Origin of the sequence: Shewanella algicola (assembly GCF_014648035.1) — a bacterium.
Taxonomy (GTDB): Bacteria; Pseudomonadota; Gammaproteobacteria; order Enterobacterales; family Shewanellaceae; genus Shewanella; species Shewanella algicola.
On the sequence record NZ_BMQI01000003.1, the window covers coordinates 15,285 to 38,936 of the forward strand.

The 23,652-nt window shown below is 42.2% G+C and carries 20 protein-coding genes; 9 read left to right on the forward strand and 11 right to left on the reverse strand.

Going from position 1 to position 23,652, the window contains the following annotated elements; translation table 11 throughout:
- Position 1: 1 nt before the first annotated feature.
- Positions 2-691 (reverse strand): proteobacterial dedicated sortase system response regulator, encoded by a 690-nt coding sequence (gene pdsR / locus IEY42_RS02105; protein WP_188923726.1) that lies wholly within the window; start codon positions 689-691, stop codon positions 2-4.
- Between the two features lie 239 nt (positions 692-930).
- Here pdsR and pdsO point away from each other — a divergent pair, with 239 nt between their 5' ends.
- The 3 genes from pdsO (at position 931) to IEY42_RS02120 (ending at position 4,561) form a co-directional block, all read left to right on the forward strand.
- Positions 931-1,692, forward strand: a complete 762-nt coding sequence (gene pdsO / locus IEY42_RS02110) for a sortase-associated OmpA-like protein PdsO (RefSeq protein ID WP_188923727.1) — start codon at positions 931-933, stop codon at positions 1,690-1,692.
- Between the two features lie 86 nt (positions 1,693-1,778).
- Positions 1,779-3,941 (forward strand): marine proteobacterial sortase target protein, encoded by a 2,163-nt coding sequence (locus IEY42_RS02115; RefSeq protein ID WP_188923728.1) that lies wholly within the window; start codon positions 1,779-1,781, stop codon positions 3,939-3,941.
- Positions 3,942-3,952: 11 nt separating this feature from the next.
- Positions 3,953-4,561, forward strand: a complete 609-nt coding sequence (locus tag IEY42_RS02120; protein ID WP_188923729.1) for a class GN sortase — start codon at positions 3,953-3,955, stop codon at positions 4,559-4,561.
- Between the two features lie 330 nt (positions 4,562-4,891).
- On the opposite strand, the gene ilvN is transcribed toward IEY42_RS02120, so the two are convergent.
- From ilvN to IEY42_RS02135, 3 genes are all read right to left on the reverse strand, one after another.
- A complete protein-coding gene (gene ilvN, locus IEY42_RS02125; protein ID WP_188923730.1) occupies positions 4,892-5,386 on the reverse strand; it encodes an acetolactate synthase small subunit in 495 nt (164 codons plus the stop codon).
- Positions 5,386-7,104 (reverse strand): acetolactate synthase 3 large subunit, encoded by a 1,719-nt coding sequence (locus IEY42_RS02130; protein ID WP_188923731.1) that lies wholly within the window; start codon positions 7,102-7,104, stop codon positions 5,386-5,388. The genes ilvN and IEY42_RS02130 overlap by 1 nt, the downstream gene beginning before the upstream one ends.
- A 357-nt stretch (positions 7,105-7,461) precedes the next feature.
- Positions 7,462-8,643, reverse strand: coding sequence for a multidrug effflux MFS transporter (locus tag IEY42_RS02135; RefSeq protein WP_188923828.1), 1,182 nt, complete (start codon positions 8,641-8,643; stop codon positions 7,462-7,464).
- A gap of 407 nt (positions 8,644-9,050) precedes the next feature.
- Here IEY42_RS02135 and IEY42_RS02140 point away from each other — a divergent pair, with 407 nt between their 5' ends.
- From IEY42_RS02140 to IEY42_RS02150, 3 genes are all read left to right on the forward strand, one after another.
- Positions 9,051-10,787 (forward strand): SulP family inorganic anion transporter, encoded by a 1,737-nt coding sequence (locus tag IEY42_RS02140; RefSeq protein ID WP_188923829.1) that lies wholly within the window; start codon positions 9,051-9,053, stop codon positions 10,785-10,787.
- 208 nt (positions 10,788-10,995) lie between these two features.
- Positions 10,996-11,619, forward strand: coding sequence for a 2OG-Fe(II) oxygenase (locus tag IEY42_RS02145; protein WP_188923732.1), 624 nt, complete (start codon positions 10,996-10,998; stop codon positions 11,617-11,619).
- A 361-nt stretch (positions 11,620-11,980) separates the two neighbouring features.
- Positions 11,981-12,385, forward strand: a complete 405-nt coding sequence (locus IEY42_RS02150; RefSeq protein WP_188919834.1) for a hypothetical protein — start codon at positions 11,981-11,983, stop codon at positions 12,383-12,385.
- Between the two features lie 94 nt (positions 12,386-12,479).
- Here the strand turns inward: IEY42_RS02150 and IEY42_RS02155 are convergent, their stop codons facing one another.
- The 5 genes from IEY42_RS02155 to sbcB form a co-directional block, all read right to left on the reverse strand.
- Complete coding sequence (locus IEY42_RS02155; RefSeq protein ID WP_188923733.1) at positions 12,480-12,809, reverse strand: YdbL family probable chaperone protein; 330 nt, start codon at positions 12,807-12,809, stop codon at positions 12,480-12,482.
- A 13-nt stretch (positions 12,810-12,822) separates the two neighbouring features.
- Positions 12,823-13,023, reverse strand: a complete 201-nt coding sequence (locus tag IEY42_RS02160) for a YnbE family lipoprotein (protein ID WP_373292770.1) — start codon at positions 13,021-13,023, stop codon at positions 12,823-12,825.
- 61 nt (positions 13,024-13,084) lie between these two features.
- The gene (locus IEY42_RS02165) at positions 13,085-16,153 is read right to left on the reverse strand and encodes an intermembrane phospholipid transport YdbH family protein (protein WP_444544466.1); all 3,069 of its coding nucleotides are present in this window, start codon (positions 16,151-16,153) and stop codon (positions 13,085-13,087) included.
- A 275-nt stretch (positions 16,154-16,428) separates the two neighbouring features.
- Positions 16,429-17,325 (reverse strand): cytidine deaminase, encoded by an 897-nt coding sequence (gene cdd, locus IEY42_RS02170; RefSeq protein WP_188923735.1) that lies wholly within the window; start codon positions 17,323-17,325, stop codon positions 16,429-16,431.
- 44 nt (positions 17,326-17,369) lie between these two features.
- Positions 17,370-18,785, reverse strand: a complete 1,416-nt coding sequence (gene sbcB, locus IEY42_RS02175) for an exodeoxyribonuclease I (RefSeq protein WP_188923736.1) — start codon at positions 18,783-18,785, stop codon at positions 17,370-17,372.
- Positions 18,786-19,000: 215 nt separating this feature from the next.
- On the opposite strand from sbcB, the gene IEY42_RS02180 reads away from it, so the two are divergent.
- The 3 genes from IEY42_RS02180 (at position 19,001) to IEY42_RS02190 (ending at position 21,120) form a co-directional block, all read left to right on the forward strand.
- Entirely contained in the window at positions 19,001-19,807 is an 807-nt protein-coding gene (locus tag IEY42_RS02180; RefSeq protein WP_188923737.1) for a hypothetical protein, read from the forward strand.
- Between the two features lie 21 nt (positions 19,808-19,828).
- A complete protein-coding gene (rlmA, locus tag IEY42_RS02185) occupies positions 19,829-20,662 on the forward strand; it encodes a 23S rRNA (guanine(745)-N(1))-methyltransferase (protein WP_188923738.1) in 834 nt (277 codons plus the stop codon).
- Between the two features lie 248 nt (positions 20,663-20,910).
- Positions 20,911-21,120, forward strand: coding sequence for a cold-shock protein (locus tag IEY42_RS02190; protein WP_011496716.1), 210 nt, complete (start codon positions 20,911-20,913; stop codon positions 21,118-21,120).
- A gap of 749 nt (positions 21,121-21,869) precedes the next feature.
- On the opposite strand, the gene IEY42_RS02195 is transcribed toward IEY42_RS02190, so the two are convergent.
- Positions 21,870-22,769, reverse strand: coding sequence for an ABC transporter ATP-binding protein (locus IEY42_RS02195; protein ID WP_188923739.1), 900 nt, complete (start codon positions 22,767-22,769; stop codon positions 21,870-21,872).
- Complete coding sequence (locus IEY42_RS02200; RefSeq protein WP_188923740.1) at positions 22,766-23,599, reverse strand: ABC transporter permease; 834 nt, start codon at positions 23,597-23,599, stop codon at positions 22,766-22,768. The genes IEY42_RS02195 and IEY42_RS02200 overlap by 4 nt, the downstream gene beginning before the upstream one ends.
- Between the last annotated feature and the right edge of the window lie 53 nt (positions 23,600-23,652).

A 23,652-nucleotide genomic window follows, 5' to 3' on the forward strand; every position in this document is an offset into this window, starting at 1 on the left:
ATTAAATGTTGTCCCAGCGGTAGCCCATGCCATAAACCGTGTCGATACAATCAAAGTCATTATCGATGGCAATAAACTTTTTACGAATTCGTTTAACGTGGGAGGTAATCGTACTGTCGTCGACATATATTTTGGCTTCTTGCATTAAATCTTGACGACTGCGCACATGCCCCGGGTGCTTGGCCATGGCATGGACCATCCAAAACTCGGTAACGGTGAGCTCAATAGGCTGGGTTTTCCAATACACCTGAATGCGGTTGCCATCAATGGTTAAATGGCCGCGCTCGAGTAAGTTGTCTTCTACAGGGCTTGATCCAATCAGCTCTGAACGGCGAAATAATGCCGCAATCCGTGCGAGTAAATGCGGGAAACTCACATCTTTGGTTAAGTAATCATCGGCGCCTAAACGCAAGCCACAGACCGTATCAAAATCACTGTCGCGTGCCGTTAAAAAGATGATCGGTAAACTGCTCGACATTGCCCGGAGTGACTGGCACAGGGTAAATCCACCATCAATTTCATGCTCTAAACCAATATCAATAATGGCTAAGTCGGGCAGGCGGGCATTAAAGGCCAGCATAGCCGCAGGGCGATTAGCATAGGCTTGGACGCTATAACCTTGTTGTTGCAGTACATCTTTGTAGTTTTCGCGGATAGCCGCTTCGTCTTCAACAATGGCAATTCGTTTCATGGCGTGACTTCAATTAATAGGGATATAAATGGATACCCTGCTGACTATACAGGATTTTATCCACCAAAAAAGCCGCCACAGCCAATTGCCATATTGTTGCCACATTTGATCGCCACATTGCCATTTTTGCTCCCCAATAAAGCCATTTATATTTTGTTTAATAACGGCATAAAGTTATTTGGTTGCACGTTAACTCAATGACTTTCACTTTACACATCATTGCTAAAAAGGGACTCATTATGAAAAAGCAACTTATCGCCGCCACTGTTATCAGCGCAATTTTATTACCACACACAGCTTGGGCTACAGCCGTTGAGCCACAAAATGAACGTGAACATACTGAAGAGTTAGTCGGCTTAAGCTCGGGTATTTTACTTGGTGCCGTTGTCGCAGGCCCGGTTGGCGCCATCATTGGGGCGTTCACTGGCACGATTATTGGTAAAACAGTCGCCGATGAAGCTGAGATTGCCGATAAAAACCAACAACTCGTAAAACAAGAGTATGAATTGGTCGAAACGCAGCAGCAACTCATTGCAATGGATCTGCAACAACAAGAGTTAGTGCAGGTGTCTGAGAAGTATTATGAATTACAAACTAACCTCGCAGAGCTACACGCTAACCAGCAGCAAACCCTCAATGAACTCACTATTGGTATGAACGTGCAATTTAAAACAGGCTCAAGTCAAATAGAGCCTTTATTTAAACAGCAGTTAGACAATGTGGCATACATGATGACCCTATCGCCAGAATTGACCATTGATTTAACGGGCTATGCCGACCGCCGTGGTGACGACCAATATAACCAGGCGTTATCGGAGCAACGCTTGGCTGAGGTTAGCCAATATCTAGTCAACCAGGGTATTGATAAACAACGCTTACACGGCCAAGCCTACGGCGCGACATTACCATTACACACAGAGCAAAATCATGAAAATGACTTTTTCGACCGCCGTGTGACGTTGACCTTAATGTCATCTGATGCCGAACTCGCAGCAAACTAATTTCTCGTTACTTCTTTTATGATTTGTTAAACAGTTACCCTGTTACGCCAGATGGCAGCATCAACGTAATAGGGTAAGGAGCTGCTATGTTTTGGTTATTTCGGTTTTCGTTTTTACCCGTACGTTTGGACCATAAAAATGGGTTTGTGAGTGTGTTGCTATTGTTGATGTTGTCGACTTCAGTGCAAGCGTCACCATCAGCTATGACAGACGATCACATTACTCAAGGTACCTTAGTGTATTTTGCTAAAGATCAAGTGATACAAGCCTTTGCAATGGATACGCAAGTGAGTATGGATGTGTCAGGCTTACTTAACCGGGTCACCGTTAAGCAAGTGTTTATTAATGATTCAGATCAGTGGCTCAATGGACGTTATGTTTTTCCGTTACCTGAAAATGCCGCAGTAGATAGCATGCAACTGCGTATTGGTGCCAAGATTATCGCAGGGCAAATTCAACCTAAAAAACAAGCGGTAAAAACCTTTGAAACCGCCAAAAAACAGGGTAAACAAGCCAGCTTATTACAACAACAGCGCCGCAATATTTTTACCTCTGAAGTGGCTAACTTAGGCCCGCATGATCAACTGGTTGTGGAGTTAAGTTACCAACAAACGGTTGAGTTTAGTGATGGCTTATTTAGTCTGCGCTTTCCCATGGCTATTACTCCGCGTTATCACCCTGAGCAAAGCAGCGACAAAGATAAGCAGGCAATGGCGATTGCGTATATCGACCCAACAATTATTCCTAATCAACTGAGTGAAATCAGCAGTGCTCAGGGGATTAATGTCAGCATGAAGGTCAATATTGATGCAGGTTTTACCCTCAACTCACTCGACAGTTTATACCACCCTATTAAACAAAGTGTGAATGGCCAGCGTTACACAGTGAGCTTTAACGGTAAGCAAATAGCCGACCGCGACTTTGTATTGCAATGGCAGGCAGATGTTGGTGCATTGCCGCAAGCTGCGACGTTTTATCAAACCGGTAAAACCCATACTATAGCGGTTAACTCAAATGACAATATAACCACTACCGCGGGAGATCAAAGCGTGTACTCATTGGTGATGCTTATGCCGCCAAGTGTTGAGGTCAGCGAGCAACATTTAATTGGTCGTGAATTAATTTTAGTCATTGATACCTCAGGTTCTATGTCTGGCCAATCGATTGTACAAGCCAAGCAAGCATTGCAATTTGCGATAGCAGGGCTGCGCGATATCGATACCTTTAATATTATTGAATTTAACCAACAAATAAGCATGTTATCGCCCGTGCCACTAAATGCCACTAGCCGTAATTTGGGCTCTGCTAATCGTTTTATTGCGTCACTTGAGGCTAATGGTGGCACCGAAATGGCACCAGCGATTACCGCTGCTTTGGTTGATACTCTTCAGGCCGATGCGGTTAATGTGCGGGGTGAATCTATGTTACGCCAGGTGATATTTATGACCGATGGCGCGGTAGGCAATGAGCAACAATTGTATCAATTAATTAGTGATCAGCTAGGTGATAGCCGTTTATTTACTGTTGGTATTGGGTCAGCGCCTAATTCTGACTTTATGCGCCGCGCAGCGACCATGGGCCGTGGCACTTTTACCTATATTGGTAAGCAATCTGAGGTCAAAGATAAGGTTGAGCAACTACTGGCTAAAATAGAACAACCTGTATTAACCAATATTGGCTTGTATTACCTCGATGGCAGCGTGCCCGATTACTGGCCATCAACCATTAGTGATTTATATCAAAACGAACCGCTATGGGTCAGCATTAAATCGTCCAGTCAATTGCAACAGCCGATCATCGTGTCTGGCAATATCAATGGCCAATACTGGCAGCAACAACTCGATTTTACTGACAATAAACCGGCAAGAGGCATCGATTTATTGTGGGCAAATGCGCAAATTACCGCACTTGAATTATATAAAAATGCCGCCAGCGGTCCAAGAGTCAATAAGCAGGTTGAAGCCTTAGGCATGCAGTATCACCTGGTCACCAGCCAAACCAGTTTAGTGGCGGTTGATGTGACGCCCGTAAACCCAATGAGTGATAAAACCATTGATGCCAATGTGCAATCTCATTTACCCCACGGGTTACAAGTGGGCAATCAGGCACAAATTTTACCGCAAACAGCCACCTCAAGTCGCTTATGGTTATTGATTGGATTTAGTTTATTAGGCTTGGGCATTTTGCACTATTTGTGGTTGCGCCAACGCTTGCCTGGTCAGGTATTGGTGCTTGAAGCCAATGCCTAAGGAGTTACTTAATGAAGCCATCTGTATATACCAAAACACATTTATGGATTATGGCGCTGATAATACTGGTGGGCCTTGGGCTCATTGTTCAAGGAGGATATATGCAAGCTAAAGCCCATTTTGCCCAGTTTTTAATTGAGCGTGCGTTTGAACAAACGCTGGTGGATAATCAGCCACATAAGCCCTGGTCTTGGGCTGACACGCACCCAGTCGCCAAAATGCGCTTATTGCAACACAATGCACAAGGGGTGCAGCCATTAGGTCAGGATTTATATGTGCTTGCTGGCGCTTCAGGTCGTAATCTTGCCTTTGGGCCAAGTTTGATGTTAGCTGGCGCAGGTGTTGGCGAGCAGGGCAATATGATTATTGCCGGACACCGCGACAGCCATTTTATGCGCTTACAGTATGTTAATGTCGGCGACATGATTGAGCTTTACAGTACCACGGGAAAGTTACAGGTATATCAAATTACTGCGACGCAAGTAGTACATGAAACCGCAACCGAAATACTCGATCAAACTGAAAACAGCCAATTAACCTTAATTACCTGCTATCCATTTGATCAGCTTGCAGGTAATGCTGAATACCGATATATCGTTGAGGCTAAACCTATGGTGTAAGGGTATATACCGAGTCAACTTGAAGATACGTGTTTCAGAGCTTCACCGTGTTTTCAATACTAAGCGCGTTGATGCGGTAATGTAGGTACCTTATAAATTAGCGCAACAACGCTCTTGATTTAATAATCAGGAGAATACGGTGAAACTCCCAAAGGGCAAGTTTTACACGCGTTTTTGCTGCGTTATTGATATTGAACAGGCAAGACGTGCGAACCGCTGGGCAACAAAGCCTGGACCGCTAAAAACCCGACGTTATGATGATTTAAAAACAGTCATAAAAAAACCGCCTAGACATTACACTCGGCGGTTTTTATTTGTTCGGTTTAACGATTAGGCTTTCATTGCTTTTTCGCCGCGAGCTAATCCGACAACACCAGAACGAGACGTTTCTATCACTTTGGTCATGTCGCCTAATGCATGAATAAACGCGTCGATTTTGTCGCTGGTTCCCACCATTTGAATGGTATACAAATGGGTTGTAACATCGACAATCTGACCGCGGAAAATATCCGTGATGCGTTTCACTTCTTCGCGTTGTTCACCTTGAGCTTTCACTTTCACTAATGCGATTTCTCGCTCAATGTGCGCCGCTTCAGTGATGTTAGCCACTTTTAAAATATCAATAAGCTTATGTAATTGTTTTTCGATTTGTTCTAGCACGGTTTCATCGGCAATCACGGTTATGTTAAGTCTTGAAAGCGTTGTGTCTTCAGTGGGGGCCACGGTTAAGCTTTCAATGTTATAACCGCGCTGAGAAAACAGACCCACAACTCGTGACAATGCGCCTGGTTGGTTTTCAAGTAATACAGAAATAATACGACGCATTAGCTTTTCTCCGTTTTGCTTAACCACATTTCGTTCATCGCGCCGCCGCGGATGAGCATAGGGTAAACGTGTTCAGTTTCGTCTACGCTGATGTCCACAAACACTAACTTATCTTTCATTGCTAAGGCTTCAGCCAGTTTTGACTCAAGCTCATCGGGATGATTGATGTTCATGCCGACATGGCCATAAGCTTCAGCGATTTTGGCAAAGTTAGGCACAGAATCCATATAAGATTGTGAATGGCGACCTGAGTAAATCATGTCTTGCCATTGCTTAACCATGCCAAGAAAACGATTGTTTAAGTTAATGATTTTTACTGGAGTGTCATATTGTAATGCGGTTGATAGCTCTTGAATATTCATCTGAATTGAACCGTCACCGGTTACACACACTACGGTTTCTTCAGGAAATGCCATCTTAACGCCCATAGCCGCAGGTAAACCAAAGCCCATGGTGCCTAGACCACCAGAGTTAATCCAACGGCGTGGCTTATCAAATGGATAATACAGGGCGGCAAACATTTGATGCTGGCCGACATCGGAGGCTACATAGGCATCACCATTGGTCAGCTTATGCAGTGTTTCAATCACTTGTTGCGGTTTAATGCGGTCGCTAGTGCGATCAAATTCAAGGCTCTTACGTGAGCGCCAAATTTCAACATCACGCCACCAGTGGTTTAGCGCTTCAGCGTCATTACTATCGCCGCTCTCGTCTAATAGCGCTAACATGCTGTCTAGAATATTATCGGCAGAACCGACAATAGGGATATCGACACGAACCGTTTTAGAAATTGAAGAAGGGTCAATGTCGATGTGTAAAATGGTCGCGTTAGGGCAGTATTTATCAACATTGTTGGTGGTACGGTCGTCAAAACGAACCCCAATGCCGAAAATTAAATCGGTGTTATGCATTGCCATATTGGCTTCATACTGACCGTGCATACCCAGCATGCCTAAGCTTTGTGAATGAGTACCAGGAAACGCGCCAAGGCCCATCAACGTACTGATCACAGGAATGTTCAAGCGCTCTGCTAGTTTTAGAATTTGTGCGTCACACCCCGATATCACCGCGCCGCCACCCACATATAAAACAGGTTTTTTGGCAGCTAATAAGGCTTGTAATCCTCGACGAATCTGGCCTTTATGCCCGGTAGTGGTCGGGTTATAAGAACGCATTTTAACGGTTTTTGGATACACATAATCATGAAGCACATCTGGGCTTAGGCAATCTTTAGGAATATCGATAACCACAGGGCCAGGACGGCCTGTTGCAGCAATATAAAATGCTTTTTTAACGATTTCAGGAATATCTTTTGCGTCTTTTACTAAAAAGCTGTGTTTAACAACAGGGCGTGAAATACCAATCATGTCGCATTCTTGGAATGCATCATTACCGATAAGGTTACTCGGTACCTGACCTGATAACACAACTAACGGGATTGAATCCATGTAAGCGGTGGCAATACCCGTAATGGCGTTGGTTGCGCCTGGGCCAGATGTAACAAGTACGACACCCACTTTACCCGTAGCACGAGCATATCCGTCTGCCATGTGCACAGCGGCTTGCTCGTGGCGCACAAGAATGTGCTCCATGCCGGGAATTTTATGAAGAGAATCATAGATGTCTAAAACTGAACCACCGGGATAACCGAAGATGTGGCTTACGCCTTCATCGATTAGAGAGCGCACGATCATACTCGCGCCAGAAAGCTTTTCCATGAAATGAGTCCTTTTTAAGTTACCGTATGGTAAACAGTATCTTGTTATACAACGACGGTAATCGCTTTAAAAAATAAGTTTGAATGGTAATTCAAACCCGACGATTGAAATTAACAGTAGCTAAATTCAATGACTTGTTCATTAGTGACTCAGCAGAATCACTGACTTCCATCTTATGTAAATTTATTTTTACTGCAAGCTCTTTCTCTAAATATTTATCGAGGTTGAATTCATTTCATGTTTGTGATTTTTAAATTTATACGGTAGGGCAATTTATCACCACATCAAAAACAATCAGGCCATCAATATTGATGGCCTGATTGTATATTTTTAGCTGTTTTTACCGTAAGACGGTGCCTAGGTACTGGGTGTTCTTGGTAGACGAGATTGTAAAAACTGACACACACCGACCAACAGTATTGAGCCCAGCATTAACATCGAAAAGGGGACAGCGCTGCCATCATAAAAGTAGGCTAGTAATGGCCCTGCGGTTGCACCAAAGCCAAATCGCAAGGTACCGATTACCGCTGTAGCGGTACCAGTTTCTTGTTTAAATTTTAATAATACGATGGCATCGGCGTTAACAGACATGACCCCTAGTGATCCCATTAAGGGAATTAGCATCAACACGGTAAAGTGATAACTCAAATCCAATAGGTTAACCAACATTAAGCCACAAGCGGCGAGGGAGCCAAAAAACGTGGCAACATGGAGCATTCGTTTAGATCCATAACGCCCCACAATTCGTGAGTTAACAATATTGGCGAGCATTAATGCGCCCACGTTTGTGCTAAATAAAATGGCAAATAATGATTTGTCTAAGTTAAACACTTCCATATAAATAAACGGCGAAGCGGTCAAATAACAGAAAAAAGCGAAAGAGGTTAATACTCCACTCGTGATGTAGAGTTTGACTCCACTGCGCGAAAATACGGTGTAATAAGCCCGAAAAAAAGATTTTTGACTGCGACTGTCGGCATCTTTATCACTGGGCATTTTTAATTTAAATAGCACGAGTGCTAACAAGGTAATGGCGTAACAACTTTGGCTTAAAAATATCAGATGCCAGTCACCTATTTCCATAATTAAGCTGCCGAGGGTGGGAGCTAATAATGGCGCTAACATCATAATTAGGCTGACATAAGACATACCTTTAGCGGTGTTATCACCATAAACTTCTTTGATATAGCCGGGCACCACAACCGTAGCCGCAGCGCCAATGAATGCCTGGGCAAATCGCAACAGCAAAAACTGTTCAATACTGCCGCTTAAGGCAATAAGTAAACTGATTAGGGTAAAACCTGAAAGTCCAAAAATAACTAAAGGGCGGCGGCCAATTTTGTCGGCTAACGGCCCAAAGGTCAGCATGCCAACGGCATAACCTGCTAGGTAAATACTTAACGACTGCTGAACCGTGGTGATACTGGTGTCAAACCCAAGTGCCAGCACTGACATTGCCGGTAAATACATATCGATTGCTAAAGGGGTGATAGCCACAATCGCTGCCAGCATGGGGATTAACATTGCCAAATTAGGCATGCCTGCTGCGGTTGATGATGTTGATTTTACCGGCGTTACCACATAAACCTCGTGTACTTAATTAGATTTGAGCGGCTCACAGCTCAAAAGAGCGCATAGTTTAGCATGTATTAATGGATCGGTTGTCGATGTATTTGTTAAGGAGTTTTACAAAGCAAGCTAGCGACAGTTAGCCTCAATTAAATGCAACATTTGCACTTTTCATTTCTACCTAATACAGCTTTGTTTTACTGTTTTTGTTATTAACGCCTAAGAGGATATCTTTGGTTCTTTTTACTTCATCGCAAACAAATATTTATCCATGAGTCATTACTTATTATGTCGTAATTAATTTGAATTAACACTATGATAACTATCAAAGTCAATGGGGGGGAGTCACTGTGTTTCTGAGTCGATTGTATTCGTTTATGCCTGGTTTAGAGACCTTTTCTCGTTATGAGAGAAGCTGGCTCAAAGATGATGTTACCGCCGCCTTATCTGTTGCTGCAGTCGCATTACCAGTGGCCATTGCTTATGCCCAATTAACTGGGGTAAATGCCGCTGTTGGTTTGTACTCTTGCGTATTACCCATGTTGGTTTACGCCTTGTTTGGCACCTCAAAACAGCTCATTGTTGGCCCAGATGCCGCAACCTGTGCGGTGATCGCCGCGGTGGTTACGCCCCTTGCAGCGGGCGACAGTTTGATGCATTGGCAGTTAGTGATGACCATGACCGTGATGACGGGCTTTTGGTGTTTAATTGCCAGTCGATTTAAATTAGGTGTACTAGCAGATTTTCTTTCCAAACCGATTTTGATGGGCTTATTAAACGGGGTGGCCGTGACCATTATTGTTGGCCAGTTCTCAAAAATATTTGGTTTTACCTTTGATGAAAAATACTTACTAGAACGTTTAGGTGGCGCGCCGAGTTACTTATCACAAACCCACATTCCCACGTTGTTGATGGCAGTATTAACCGTGATGGTTTACTTTGTGATGAAGCGCCTTAAACCCACCTGGCCAGCGTCAATGTTTGCTATTGCTGTTGGGGCGTTGTTGGTGTGGGGATTTAAACTCACAGAGTACGATATCGCTGTAATTGGCTCTGTGGCTGGCGGTTTACCTTCATTTCAAGCGCCTGTATTTAATATTGGTATTGCCCGTGAACTGGTGATGCCTGCACTGAACTTAGCGATGGTGAGCTTTGTGAGTATGATGCTCACAGCGCGCAGTTTTGCCGCTAAAAATGGCTACGACATTGACGCGGATAAAGAGTTTAAAGCGTTAGGCCTCGCCAATATTGCCTCTGCACTGTCGCAAGGTTTTGCGGTCAGTGGTGCAGACTCTCGAACTGCGGTTAATGATTCGAACGGCGGTAAAACCCAATTGGTGTCGGTTATAGCAGCAGTGCTAATAGCCATAGTGGCGGTTTTTTTAACTGCGCCACTTGAATATATTCCCAGCGCAGCCTTAGGGGTTGTGCTGGTTATCGCCTCTATTCATCTTATCGATTTTAAAGCGATTTGGGTGTTGCGCCTGCGAGATCGTCAAGCATTTTACTTAGCGCTGACAACACTGTTTGCGGTGTTATTTATTGGGGTTATCCCAGGGATTACCTTAGCTGTATTACTTGGCTTATTTCAATTTTTACGCACGGTAATGCGGCCAACCGATCAGGTATTAGGGCTAGACGTAAAAGGGATTATTCGCAGTATTGATGGCAGCGACAAAGCGGTTGCGGTTCCCGGTGTGTTTATTTATCGGTTTAATTCGCCGTTAACCTATTTTAATTCGACCTACTTTAAACGCAGATTACTTGAACGCTTTGCACGCCAAAATCAACTTGAGCCTGTAGATTGCGTAATCATTGATGCGGTGCCGTGCTTTACTCATTTAGATTTGAGTGTCATGGCGATGTTGACCGACATTGAGGCATTGCTGCGTAAACGCGACGTGAGCTTAGTGTTGGCTGGCAGAAAACGTCAGTTGATTAGTTGGTTTGAACAAGCTGATATGGTGTCGGGAGATGATGGTATTACCATACGCTCAGATTTATATTTGGCGTTAAAGTTACATCAAAGTCATTTGGCCGCCACAGCAGAATCAACAGAGAGTAATGACAGTGCAGATGATAAACAGTCAATCTTGATCCATAGTCAAATTTAACGCGTCGTAATTAACTATAAATTATTGATTTTAATTTGTTTTAATAATTGTTGTCTAGGGCGGTTTTATTCTATAGAATCGCCCGAAATAACTGAGGTATGGCAATCATACCTTTTAATGACGCCCCCTCGAAAATCTGGCTCTTAACTTCCTTTCTGGGCCCTTAAGTAAAGTAAAAAGCGTAGTCTCCCTGTTGGATGTGGCATGTATGCTTTCGCAAGTAAGTGAAGCAATGCTGGATGTGATCGCAGATGCGTTAGTCGATAAAGGATACATTCTTTTATCTGACATCATTCCTGATTATGTAAGCTTAGCTTTGCTTGAAAAAATGCAAGCTGAGCAAGATATTAAGTTTAAAAAAGCCGCCATTGGTCGAGGTGTTGAACAACAAATCAACACCGATATTCGCTCGGATAAAATTAGTTGGTTAGATAATCAAGATCATACCGATCGTGGGTATTTATCGATTATGAATCAGCTTAAAGATGGCTTAAATCGTCGTTTATTCATGGGGTTATTTGACTTCGAAAGTCATTATGCTGTGTATGAACCTGGCGCGTTTTATAAAAAACATGTTGATGCCTTGCACGGCAGTCAAAACCGTATTTTGTCGACCGTGTTTTTTCTCAATCCTGATTGGCAAGAATGTGACGGTGGCGAGCTGGTGATCTATGACGAGCTTGACCAACCTTTAGATGTGGTTAGTCCTAAAATGGGTGCCCTGGTACTGTTTTTAAGCGAACGCTTTCCCCATGAGGTGCGTCCAACGTTTAAAACCCGTAATAGTATTGCGGGTTGGTTCAGGGTCAGTAATGCTAACCATGGTTTCTAGTCTCAAGACTATGATTTACAATCGATAATTATGATATCTAAACACAGATCATGTTTTGACATTCGTTATCTGTGTTTAATAACACTTTCTTTTTAGCGCTATAAATCCCCAATCCTGCTATAAACGGCAACCATTGCCACGTTCTCTTACAATAAATGCGACTGTTTGGCGTAAGTGATACTTTTCAATTAAGTCACTATTGATATACGATAATGTGATACGTATCGTGTTTATCACCGGTTTGTGCTGCGGGAGTTCAAATTTTATAAACTGTAGCAGAGACCTAACGAGTTTGATTGTTTAGGTACTGGCGAACGAAACGCTAACAAAACAAACTATTTTACATAAGGAGGACAATAGAATGTTCAAACCAGCAATGTGGATTTTGGCTTCATCATTTGTGTGTTTCAGCGCGGCGTCGTTTGCAGAAGATGCAGCCGAAAAAGCCTTTACTAATGAATTGATTGAATGTGCTGCGTATTACCAAATTAGCTCTGAAGCTATCGGCGCCATGAATGCACCGCAAATGAAGGCGGTAGGCGAGCGTTTAAAGACCTCAGCAAGCGATGCGCAAACACTTGCCAGCAAATATCGCGGCGCTGAACAAGTTGAAAAAGATGTGGCTGCAGCTAAGCAGGCGCAAGTAAATAAGTTAGCGGGTTCGAATAACCTTCGTGGTTTAATGGCTGAGTATAAAGACTCGTGTAAGACTTTAGTTGCTGATCCGCAAAAACGTTTAGATTACTGGACAATGGCAACAATGTAATATCGCACCAATATCATATTGGCATTGCCTAACAATATTGATGGTACTTCCATCAATGGTGATAGCGCCGTAAGCGAAAACCGTTAATTGAGGCTTACTTAGTTAACCATTCTCCTTGCGGCGTTTGTATTATATGGCCAGAGTCAGCAGCTTCAATGGCTTTTTGCGCCGCAAGTTTAGCGACCGTATCAAGGGTTATATGATTACGATTAGCTATGGCTTGGTAATATTGTTTGCGTTTAGCATTGACCGATAGCACTAACTGTTGTGTTGCTGGCGTATCTACCACCACGCCTAAATAGCCATTAGTTTGTTCACCTACCCATCCTGATGATTTAGCCTGTTGTAATGTCACAGCCCAAGCATTTGAGCACCACAAAATGCTGGTGGCAAGAAGGGTCACGATAGCAAATGAAGATTTCATTATGTTTCTCCGCCTAAAATAACTCATCGTTTTCAATCAAGGTGTCTAACTCTTTATCGACTTTGATTTTAATTTCATGTTCTATTTTGACATTGAGATTAATGACAATCGGCTTGTCAGGTGGCTCAATCTTTACGGTTGGTGTACACGCGGACATCACCAACGAGGCAAGCAGGGTACTGATACTAACAACGTAGAGCGACGAATGTTTCACGAGAGTTATCCTTTTGATTTTATTTGACTTATATTGTTGAACTTATTTTACAGAGCCTATGTTACTGAACTTTCGTTTCAATTTTGTTTTGCAATTGGTTGCCAATCTGAGTGCTTTTGTATAATTGGATCAGATTTTCCTGGTGGTCGTAATTGATGTGAACCGGGCGCTCAATATCACGGCTTTTGCCTTTAACACCCACATAAATAGAGGCGTCTCCATTTGGTGTCATATCAAAGGTGCTGGCTAATTCAGTGTAGTTAAGGTGTTCCAGTGCTGTAAACACCAATTCTAAATAAGGTTGTGATAAGGCTAATTGATCCATCGCAGGGTTGCCGGCCACTTCAATTAAGCCCCCTGGCGAGCGTGCAGCCAATTTACCGCCAGCAATCGTGACCTGGCCATCCACAATCTCTGCCGGTAGTACCCCATCAAATATGCCACTGGCTTTTACGCCCACTTGAGGTTGTTCTTCTAACAATGTGGCTAAGCTTAACCCTTGCAGTAACATATAACCGTGCGATTTTTCGTGCAGTTTTAGCACAAACTCAGGTAATAAAAAGCGCCCATCGAGCATGTCTCCACTGGCCGTTAAGCTGACATTGGTTTCACTTAATCCGGTAAATTGTTGCAACCAGTTGGTCGGCACTTTGTTCCCGTCTTTATTTAACTCAATATTGGCGTTCATGTTGAGGTTAGTGAGCAAAATACCAACATTGGCTTTTTCTACACTGATAGCGGTTTGCGGACACACTAATTTGCTTTGGGGAAAATGCTGATCGGCTATTGGGGTACCGGGTTTGTCATATTGCTGCTGCCAGTTAAATTGGCATTGAGCAAAAACATCACCACCGATAAAAGATTTGTCTGCTAAGCGACCGCTTAAGGATGACAACTGTTGCTGAATTTTCATTTCGAACTGGCTGGCATTATTCAGTTCACTTAAGGCAAACCCAGCGATTAAACGACTGTGGCCGTGTAGGCTAAAGTTTGTTGGCAATGGTTGGACTTTTCTTAGGGTGGCAAGTGCGGTGTCGATATCTGAATCAAATGTCCATTGCCCCGCGAGCGACAACGGACTTTTTTCATCAGCGAATTTTAGTAAATGATAGCTGCTCAGGGCTAGGGTATCTAATTGCCATTGTTCACTGCCAACGAGCAAGCCTTTTGATAAATTGAGTGCTTGATTGACTGTGACGTTATTGAGTGCGACAAGCGGTTGTTTACGGTTTTTACCAATTTGTTTAGCGGCATCGAGTTGGTTTATTTTCCAGGTGACATTATTGGTGGCAGGGGATTGCAACCACCGCTGCAGTGCTTGCGCTGCCGTTTCTTGGTCATTAATGGACAATAAGGTTGGTTGTTCAACGTTAATACTGGCATTTTTGGCCGTTGCGTATGTGGTAACCGATTTTACACCTGTTTGATTGACGAGTTGCTGGCCTATAAATTCACGGGCAACCAGTGAGAAAGGCGCCAAATTGATTTCAATATTTTGCTGTAAGTTTATTGTTGAACTCTGGCCAAGGCTAAGCGTTAAATGAGCTAATTGTACGCCGATATTTTTTTGAATTTTATGAGTGCTTTTGTCGCCTTGTTGATCAGAGTAAATGATTTTATCAAGGGCGAGCGTTGAGCTGGGGTTAATGCTGATAGCAATGCTGTCGGCTTGGGGCGTATTCATTCCACCGTTTAAGTTGAGTGCTGCTTTTTCTAGGCTAAATTGTTCAATTTCGAGTTCGGGCATCCAAGATGTTAAGTCAAATGCTGGGGTGTTGTTATCGATTTTTGTCGAGTTTAATTCAATATTCCATTCAAACTGGCTGCGCCATTGCTGGTTGGTATTTGCTTGCAGATGATGCAATGTGAGTAAGCTTTGTAAATGATGCCCATCAAGTGCTAAACGTATTTTGGGTATACTCACTGACGGTGCGATAGCGTTATTATTTAATGGCAAACGCACTTCAATGGGCTCTGGCACATTAATGGATAATTGTGGCTGTTTATTGGCAGGGGACAGCTGCGCCAATACATTGTCTATTTGCGCATGAGTTGATGTGTCTTTTACCAGTAAATCGATGAATTGCTCAAAATCTGCTTTATTGGGCGCTAACTGATATTCAAAAGGCGCAAGGTTTACTGTTAATCCTAAAAATGTTGAGGTTTCAGCTTGGGTATCGTTTGCAGCAAAGAGATCGCGCACAGGGAATTGGTTCATGGCGAGCATAAAATTGATGGGATTTTTTGGGGCGAAATACACACTCGGCCAACGTGCTGAACGTAATGAAAAGTCACTAATTGATTGTTGGCTACTCAGGGTTGCACTGACTAAATCGAGGGTCGTGTGTGCGCGCCATTGCCCCTCAATGGTTAATTGTTGCTCGTTAATCGGCTGTAAAATAGCTGACAATTGCGAGTGCAACCCTTTTAATAAATTAGGGTTATTGTTCGGCTCATTTTGCGGTGAGCTAAATTGAGTGTCATTAAGCACATTTAAATATTGCTGCAAAGACTCAAGCCCCTGATAACTCAGGCCTAAATCAACTTGAGTATCAAACTCCCATGCTTGTTTACCCAAGGTTGCATTGACGCTGAACAGCGGGTAATCATCAAAACGCCATAAAGTATCGAGTTCACCGGCTTTAGACAAGGTTAAATTATCCATGGCTAAACGGTGTTTCGTTGCTAGGTTATCATTTAGCGCGGGTAATCTAATGTCTATTTGTCCTAAGTTTACTGTAGGTAACTTAGTGAGGTTTAATGACAATGTCGTCGGGGACTCTTCGGTTTGCTGCGATTGGCGAATAAAAAAGCTTTCACCTAAATCAACATACACGCTTTGGGTGTCAATGCTGACAATGTCATCGGCATTGAACTGTTGATTTCTTAGCATTTGAATACTGTCACGCAGTTCAAGATTAAACTCTTGAACGGCAATATGGCTGTCTTCAATTTTCAGAATAAGCCTTGGAATCCGGATATGATTTAATGAGACATATTCAGCATCAAAGTTAAGCACTTCAATGTGGTTATCGGCCAGTAAATTATTAAGTAGTTTAACGGTAAGGGGTTTAGCGTGTTCGATTATTGCCCACACTAGACCTACTGTGCATAACAGTATAAAAACCATAATCCGTTTGATGGTGAATATGCGCAATAGTGACTCGCTTTTTACCGCTGTAACAATATTAAAAATGGCTAAGTATTGATGAGCTTAGCATGTAAATACTGTGATTGACGAAACCCTAAAAGATAATTAATTAGGCTTAATGTAAAGATGGTTTCTATTAAGACCTGGCTCTGCACTTTGGCACTGACGAAGCCTACTGTCTTGTGTGATACTACCCTTTCAAAAAACAATAAAAAAGGCGCAATTAAGCGCCCTTTAAGTATATTGTGAATGTATTAAGCTGGAATAGGCTCAACAACAATGTGCTCTAATTCAATGGCTGCAATCGCATGTAATGCATCCATAGTTGCGCCCACTAAGCTAATTTTCCCCTCAGAAGACTCCACCAATACAGCACGTTTAATTTCGCTGTATTGACGGTTGTGTCTAATCAAATTCGACAACGCCATTTGCATCGGTTGCATTGATGGGTTAAATGCAGCGTTTTCTGCATAACGGCCACAGAATGTTGCTCCGTCTATGGTTTCAAGCACGACTGCAGCGTTACTGTTGGTGTAGGGCGCGTAGCTTAAGCCTGCTTGATCTAACGCTTCAATGATCATTGGGTCGTCAGAGTTTAGGCTAAATTCTTTTTCACGTTTGCACAGTAATGGCATAGTGACATTTAAGTCAGCAGGACTAAAACCATAAGGTAAATAATACGATAAGGCATGAGTGTCTTGCTGTGGCAGATGGATCTTAATGTTACTGCCGTTGAACAATTCATTCATAAATTGGCGACAATGACCACAGGGGCTGTAATTAACAATTATATCCAAAATTTCTGTTTCGCCACTCAACCATGCATGACTAATGGCGCTTTGTTCAGCGTGAACACTGTGAAATAACGCTTCACCGGGTAACTCAAGGTTGGCCCCCATATATAAGTCGCCACTTTTACCTTTGGCGATTGCACCGACATAAAACTCACTAATTGGAGGATTGGCTAGTGCTGCAGCAATAGGCAATAGCTCCATTAACACTTGCTCTTCTTTTTTACCACTGGCTTCTACAAGCATAGCAAATTGATTAGCATCAATGTGACCACAAAATTGGTCATGTAATAATGGTGCTAATGCTGTAGCTAATGGTTTGTCTAGCATTGTTATGCTGTCTAAAAATCGATTTTGCATTCCCTTAATCCTTAAATGAAATAACTGGGCAAAGTGATGATTCACTATAATGACTGTAAGTATTGATATAGGGCTTTGAGTAACTTTTGTTTGTGTTCATTCTCGCTGGTTTCTTCGGCCAAGTTTTCGAGATTAATCACATAATCGGCATCTGATAAGCGTTGATGGCAAAACTCACGCCAGCGGCGGCTTTCATTGTCGGATAATGTTTCCGGGTAATTACGAGCCCGAAAACGAAATAGCATTTCATTAATCCGAGGGTCATCAAATTGTAATTCTAAAGCGGCTAAGTTACGCGGCTCTGTGTGGCATATGATGTCCATTTTGGTTTTGTCTGCATGGCTAAAAAATCCACCACTGTATAACATAAGATCCGGATCGGTAATTGGTTTGCGATCTGATTCTAATTCAAATACTTGGTTAATTTTCTCTCGGATTTCTGGGTGACTTTTTAAGCGTTTATATTGCTCGCGAGCAAAGTCTTTATCAAACTGTAATTTTGCGGCTACCTCGTCGTCAAGTAATTTTGCAGATCCAATGAAAGGGCATTTATTTAAATGGATTTGTTTTAGCGCAATGGCCAGTTCATTTTCGGCTAATTCATGGCGGGGTGTATACATACGGTCGCTGATTTCTTGAGCCGTTAACTCAAGCAGCGGTGAAATGTCCATTGCTAAATTGATGCAAATCACGGCGTTTTTGTTAGTCGGGTGGTAAGCCACAGGCGCAATTAAGGTTGTACACCCCTGTGCCGCGCTAATTTTTGAGCTAACATGCACTAATGGTTGCATTTTTAATACATCAATATGATCTGCTACAGCTTGTTTACGGCGTAAATTGAAATAATAGTCATATAATTTAGGCTGTTTTTCTTTGATAAGCTTCGCCATGGCGATGGTGGCGTACACATCAGACATTGCGTCATGGGCTTTTTCATGACTTAGGCCATTGGCTTGCGTTAACAGCTCTAACTTAAAGCTAGGCGTACCATCTTCTTTTAAAGGCCAATTAATTCCTTCAGGTCTAAAGGCGTAACAGGCTCTGACTAAATCGATAATGTCCCAGCGAGAATTACCGTTTTGCCATTCCCGGCCGTAAGGGTCAATAAAGTTACGATAGAAACCATAACGGCTGACTTCATCATCAAACCGTAATGAGTTATAGCCGACAACACAGGTATTAGGTTGGCTAAATAAGTTGTTGATGCGGCGCATAAACTCGGCTTCAGGTACGCCTTTCATGTTGGCCAACTGCGGGGTGATGCCGGTAATTAAAATAGCTTCGGGTGACGGTAGGTAATCTGGGGCCTGTTTACAGTAAAACGTTTCGGGCTCACCAATAATATTTAATGCTAAATCGGTACGGATCCCTGCAAATTGTGACGGCCGGTCTTTTGCTGGGTTTGCGCCAAAGGTTTCATAATCGTGCCAAAATAGTGTTGGTTGAATTGCATTAGCCATAATAAGTTAAGATCCTTTTCGCGATTATCTGCATATTAACATTTATGCGCGTCAAATTGATAATGACGTTAATGTTTGAAACTTTCACTATGAACTTAATAGCGTTGCTAGTTACAATTTGGTCACTAACAAGTAAGATAATTCATATAATAAGTGATACAGCTAATCTAAGTAAGACATCTAATATAAGTGGTATAGATATAAAAGGATATTGAATGCATCAACATATATTTACTCAACCGATTGTCAGTGAAATTAAACAACCCACGTTATTAACGCTGCGTTTATTAGACTCTGTGAGTGATTTGTTGGTGTTGTCGGCAATGAGCAACCCATTAATTGAGTTCGTCATTAGCCAGGTCAGTGCAACCGAAGCCACTTTGATTACTCGTCACCAACCTTTTATTAGCTTAGTGTATGAGAGCAGCCTGCAAATTGTTGAAAAATTTGATCAAGTAAGATTGATTGGCCAAGGCTTTCGTTTATATCCAATGATGGGTATTGCGCCAAGAGTGTGTATCGATCAGTTGAGAAAAGGGTTAACCCTAAATATTCAGCCAGACCAAAGCGTTTATTTTAGCCTGGAGAAAAATGCACGATTTGAATTAATATCCCTTGAACAAGACTTACGTATTTTAAGTGAACCTCATGCGCTGGTGATGGCAAAAGCAATATTAGGGCGTAAATTTGACTATGATGAACCGTCTTCAATGTTGGCGGTTCATATTAGTGAGTTAGAGCAAGTGCGTCGAGATTTACGGGAGTATTTAAAAGGGGAGTCGGGCAAAATTCATCCAGGTGTGTCGACAGAACTATTAAAACTCGATCATTTACTGCAAAATAAACATCAATGGTTGCTTAGAACTTATCATCAATCATTAGAGCGCCCAAGTTTGGGTCGTTCGTCAAACGAGCAAATGTCTAATATTGAACAATTGCAGCGTAAACTTGATTGCTTTGAATTACTCGCGCCTCAAGATGTATCAGATATGGTGAATAAACTGTCTGATGACGAAATTTAAAATCTTATTTAGAGTCTCCCCATGCCTTATATTTGCCCCATTTGTTCTGCGCCGTTAACACTAAGCGATAAAAGTTGGGCATGTCCCAAACGTCATCAGTTTGATTGTGCCAAAGAAGGGTATGTTAATTTATTGCCGGTACAAAAGAAAAAAACCAAAGACCCTGGCGACAATAAAGAGATGATGATTGCCCGTCGTGAGTTTCTTAATAAAGGGTTTTATCAACCGCTAAGTGACAAGGTTAATCAATTAGCGACTGACTACGCAGCTACTGTTGAAACGGTATTGGATATTGGTTGTGGTGAAGGGTATTACAGCCATCGTTTGTTTGAAACTCTACAACAATCAGCACCAAAGGCGTGCGAGCTTTATGGCTTAGATATTTCTAAATCTGCTATTCGTTCTGCTGCAAAACGGTATGCGGATTTACACTTTTGTGTAGCAAGTGTGTTTGAAATGCCATTTGCAGATGACAGCATCGATTTAGCCATTCGTATTTATGCCCCGTCAAAAGTAGAAGAGCTGCAACGCGTGATGAAAGCCGGCAGTATATTAATTACTGTATCGCCAGGGCCTATGCATCATTTTGCATTAAAACAAAAAATATACAGTAGCCCGCGGTTACATCCGCAAGAATCATTGTATTTAGAAGGCTTTAACTACCTTGCGCATGAGGCGTTAACTTACCCGCTAACCTTGACCCAAGCTGATGATATTGAACACTTCCTTAATATGACGCCATACGCCTGGAAGTTAAGTGATATGCAAAAGCGGCAAATAATAGAGCAAGGGCTCGAATGTGAGATCGATTTTAAAATTGAAATTCATCAACGCGAACAATCGTTGGCTGATTAAATGATGCAAATAACTATTTGATGCCCATAGATAAACCGAATTGTTGATTCATCAAAAAAATGTAGGTTATGACTTGATGTTTGTTGACTTATCCTGAGAATGGTTTATAGTCTACTTAGCTTGAAGGTTGGGCTTATATTTATGTGTTTCAATACGACCAGTTTCGTCCTGTGAACATAAGTAATACCGGCATTTTCCAGCTTTACCGCCGTTAAGGCTTTAATTATATATTTTACAGGATTTATATCATGTCTCAAGTTACTGGTGTTGTTAAGTGGTTCAACTCTGACAAAGGTTTCGGATTTATCGAGCAAGAGTCTGGTCCAGACGTATTCGTTCACTTCCGTGCTATCAACTCTGACGGTTTCAAAACTCTTGACGAAGGTCAGAAAGTATCTTTCACTGTGACTCAAGGTCAGAAAGGTCCTCAAGCTGAAAACGTTTCAGTAGTTGGCTAATATTTCTATCTAGTTTCGACTAGATATTGATAATAAGACTGTAGCATTTATGCTGCAGTTTTTTTTTGTAAATTTAAAATGACTTAGTACGAACGCCATAAGTAACACTTGCTTCTATATAAGATATACAGCTTCTACTTTAGTTTTGTTTATATTCTCTAGTACTCAGCTTAGTCCCAACATTTAGAATGTACATTCGAGCACTGCCCGTTCAGAGCTTTCTTTGAATGCTCCAGTTAATGCACCATGACGACATTGTATAAGTTATCCATTGCAACGCTCCGCTTGAGTGCATCATTTCAGATATCCATTTAATAATACTATTGCATATAACTCAGTGATCACCGTTTCCTTTCATCAGAGGGCTCACAGCTTTAGATGCCTGATTTATTCTATATAGATGTGTTGTTTCATTAAAATAGCTGGAAGGGATAGCTCCCCCAATGAAGGCATACTTTAGTGGAATGGTATAAAACGCACGCATACTAGCACAATGGATAGTAGCCAAATTAGTTGTTCACGTTTAAAACCAAATCAGTACATTAAACTCGTCGTGGGTTCATGTGTCATTCAGCCCCTTAATCGATTGAGGAATAATCATGTTTACCGACTAAGCAGATCTGGCTTAGAAGCTGAATGTGATCAGATTTAAATTTGATTCAACGACTAAAATAAGCAAACTTCTCATGAAAAAGGTCCATAAAAAAGCCCGTGTTAACGGGCTTCTGGTACTGACATACTGTAATGACTTATGAGAAGAGGGTCTCTTCCAGTGTTCTGCCTTTGAGTATGGCTTTGTATTGCCATTGTTTTTCAGCTAACAAGCTGAGGATTTGTTGCTCAAGTTCAAAAGCACTTTGTTTTTGATACTCTATGACGTATTGCTCATCACCACTGCGTTTAACTTCAATGACCTGAGCTAATCCGAGTAATTGTTGATGTAAGCTGTCCATATCACACACTTGTATCGTCAATGTAATAAAGTCAGTTGCTTGACTGGCTTTAATCGAAACCGATTGTTGTAACTTACCTTGTTCAAGGTACACCACCTGATCACACAGTTTTTCAAGTTCATCTAAATTATGCGAGCTGATTAAAAAGGTCGTGTCACTTGATAGATCTTTAACGATTTGGCGTATCTTTTTAGCATTGGCAGGATCGAGCCCTGCGGTAGGCTCATCGAGTAATACAATGGTCGGTGAACCAATTAACGCTTGGGCAATCGACACTCTTTTACTCATGCCATGGCTGAGGCTTTTAGGTTTTGCTTGTGCTGACTCAGCTAAATCGACTAGCGCTAATACACGTAATGCTTCTTGCTTGGCATCGGCTTGACTGAAGCCTTGGAGAGTGGCAAAAAATTGTAGCTGTGATGCTATGGTAAAATGAGGGTCAAGTTCTGCATCTTGCGGTAGGGCAGATAACACCCCTTGAAGCGCTTTACTGCCTGGAGCATGGCCAAGGATAGTCACGCTACCTTGGGTTGGTTGAATGTAACCACAAAGTAAGCTAAACAGTGTCGTTTTACCCGCACCATTTGGGCCTACTAACGCAATAGGCGCTCCAGCATCTAAGCTTAGATTCACATTGTCGAGTGCTAATTTATTGGGATAGTGTTTTGATAAGTTATTGCATTGAATTAGGCTCATAGGGCACTCCGTTTCATCAATAAATTACCCAAACCTAAAATGACGACAGTTTGTAGTAATGGAATTGGCGTGTAAGCCAGTGATCCAAAACCCTGAGTATTTATCATACTTGAAATTTGAGAACCCGGTAAAATCATGTTTAACCCACTCAGTTGCGGGAATTTGAAATTAATTAATCCGATTATAATTGAGACTAATGCCCAAAGAATAATCGCAAAAATACTCGCTTGTCTTGCTGAGTTTGCATGTAATGACAAGAGTGCCATTGCAGCTGTGTAGGGTAATACCACAATAAAAAGATTAACCATTACTAGCAGGCTAGTGGTGAGTGACGGTACTAATAAGCTCATATCGCGAGTGAGCACCATGGCGATAGTGGCCAGCAGAGTCAGTATAATTAACGACAATTGGATTAGCATGTGTCCGGCAAAACGCCCAAAGAAAAGACTGCTTCGGCTCACTCGCAAGGTTAAAAAGCGTAAACTCCCGCGTTGCTTGTCTGAACTGAACTGATCAGCGGCGATAAAGATGCTAAACATAGGAAATAAATATAAGGCAGCGAGCCAGAACACGGCAAATTCAGCGACAGGCCATTCAAATAAATGCCGCAAACTGTCTGGTCCAAATAGCGCTTCGGTAAAGCCTCTAAAATTAGGCCCCATGATAAATTCAGAGGCACTTTTGATTGGGTAAAGTAATAAAATCGCCCAAATAAGCATAAAAGCGATAAGGGCGACCATGCCACTTTTATTGGTAAAGCGCTTGCTGAGTTCATATTTGGCCAATAGCCAAATATGAGTCAGCCCCGACGGGGGCGAAACGTGGTGCATAGTAATAATCCTTGGATGAAACGCATTAATCTTGATAGCAGAGATGACGCCCG

Coding starts and splice junctions, on each gene's coding strand:
- IEY42_RS02120 (WP_188923729.1), top strand. CDS start 3,953: ATGAAGCCATCTGTATATACCAAAACACATTTATGGATTATGGCGCTG.
- IEY42_RS02195 (WP_188923739.1), bottom strand. CDS start 22,769: ATGAGCCTAATTCAATGCAATAACTTATCAAAACACTATCCCAATAAA.
- IEY42_RS02140 (WP_188923829.1), top strand. CDS start 9,051: ATGCCTGGTTTAGAGACCTTTTCTCGTTATGAGAGAAGCTGGCTCAAA.
- pdsO (WP_188923727.1), top strand. CDS start 931: ATGAAAAAGCAACTTATCGCCGCCACTGTTATCAGCGCAATTTTATTA.
- IEY42_RS02115 (WP_188923728.1), top strand. CDS start 1,779: ATGTTTTGGTTATTTCGGTTTTCGTTTTTACCCGTACGTTTGGACCAT.
- IEY42_RS02200 (WP_188923740.1), bottom strand. CDS start 23,599: ATGCACCACGTTTCGCCCCCGTCGGGGCTGACTCATATTTGGCTATTG.
- IEY42_RS02155 (WP_188923733.1), bottom strand. CDS start 12,809: ATGAAATCTTCATTTGCTATCGTGACCCTTCTTGCCACCAGCATTTTG.
- IEY42_RS02135 (WP_188923828.1), bottom strand. CDS start 8,643: ATGCCTAATTTGGCAATGTTAATCCCCATGCTGGCAGCGATTGTGGCT.
- rlmA (WP_188923738.1), top strand. CDS start 19,829: ATGCCTTATATTTGCCCCATTTGTTCTGCGCCGTTAACACTAAGCGAT.
- IEY42_RS02145 (WP_188923732.1), top strand. CDS start 10,996: ATGCTTTCGCAAGTAAGTGAAGCAATGCTGGATGTGATCGCAGATGCG.
- IEY42_RS02150 (WP_188919834.1), top strand. CDS start 11,981: ATGTTCAAACCAGCAATGTGGATTTTGGCTTCATCATTTGTGTGTTTC.
- pdsR (WP_188923726.1), bottom strand. CDS start 691: ATGAAACGAATTGCCATTGTTGAAGACGAAGCGGCTATCCGCGAAAAC.
- ilvN (WP_188923730.1), bottom strand. CDS start 5,386: ATGCGTCGTATTATTTCTGTATTACTTGAAAACCAACCAGGCGCATTG.
- IEY42_RS02130 (WP_188923731.1), bottom strand. CDS start 7,104: ATGGAAAAGCTTTCTGGCGCGAGTATGATCGTGCGCTCTCTAATCGAT.
- IEY42_RS02180 (WP_188923737.1), top strand. CDS start 19,001: ATGCATCAACATATATTTACTCAACCGATTGTCAGTGAAATTAAACAA.
- IEY42_RS02190 (WP_011496716.1), top strand. CDS start 20,911: ATGTCTCAAGTTACTGGTGTTGTTAAGTGGTTCAACTCTGACAAAGGT.
- IEY42_RS02165 (WP_444544466.1), bottom strand. CDS start 16,153: ATGGTTTTTATACTGTTATGCACAGTAGGTCTAGTGTGGGCAATAATC.
- cdd (WP_188923735.1), bottom strand. CDS start 17,325: ATGCAAAATCGATTTTTAGACAGCATAACAATGCTAGACAAACCATTA.
- sbcB (WP_188923736.1), bottom strand. CDS start 18,785: ATGGCTAATGCAATTCAACCAACACTATTTTGGCACGATTATGAAACC.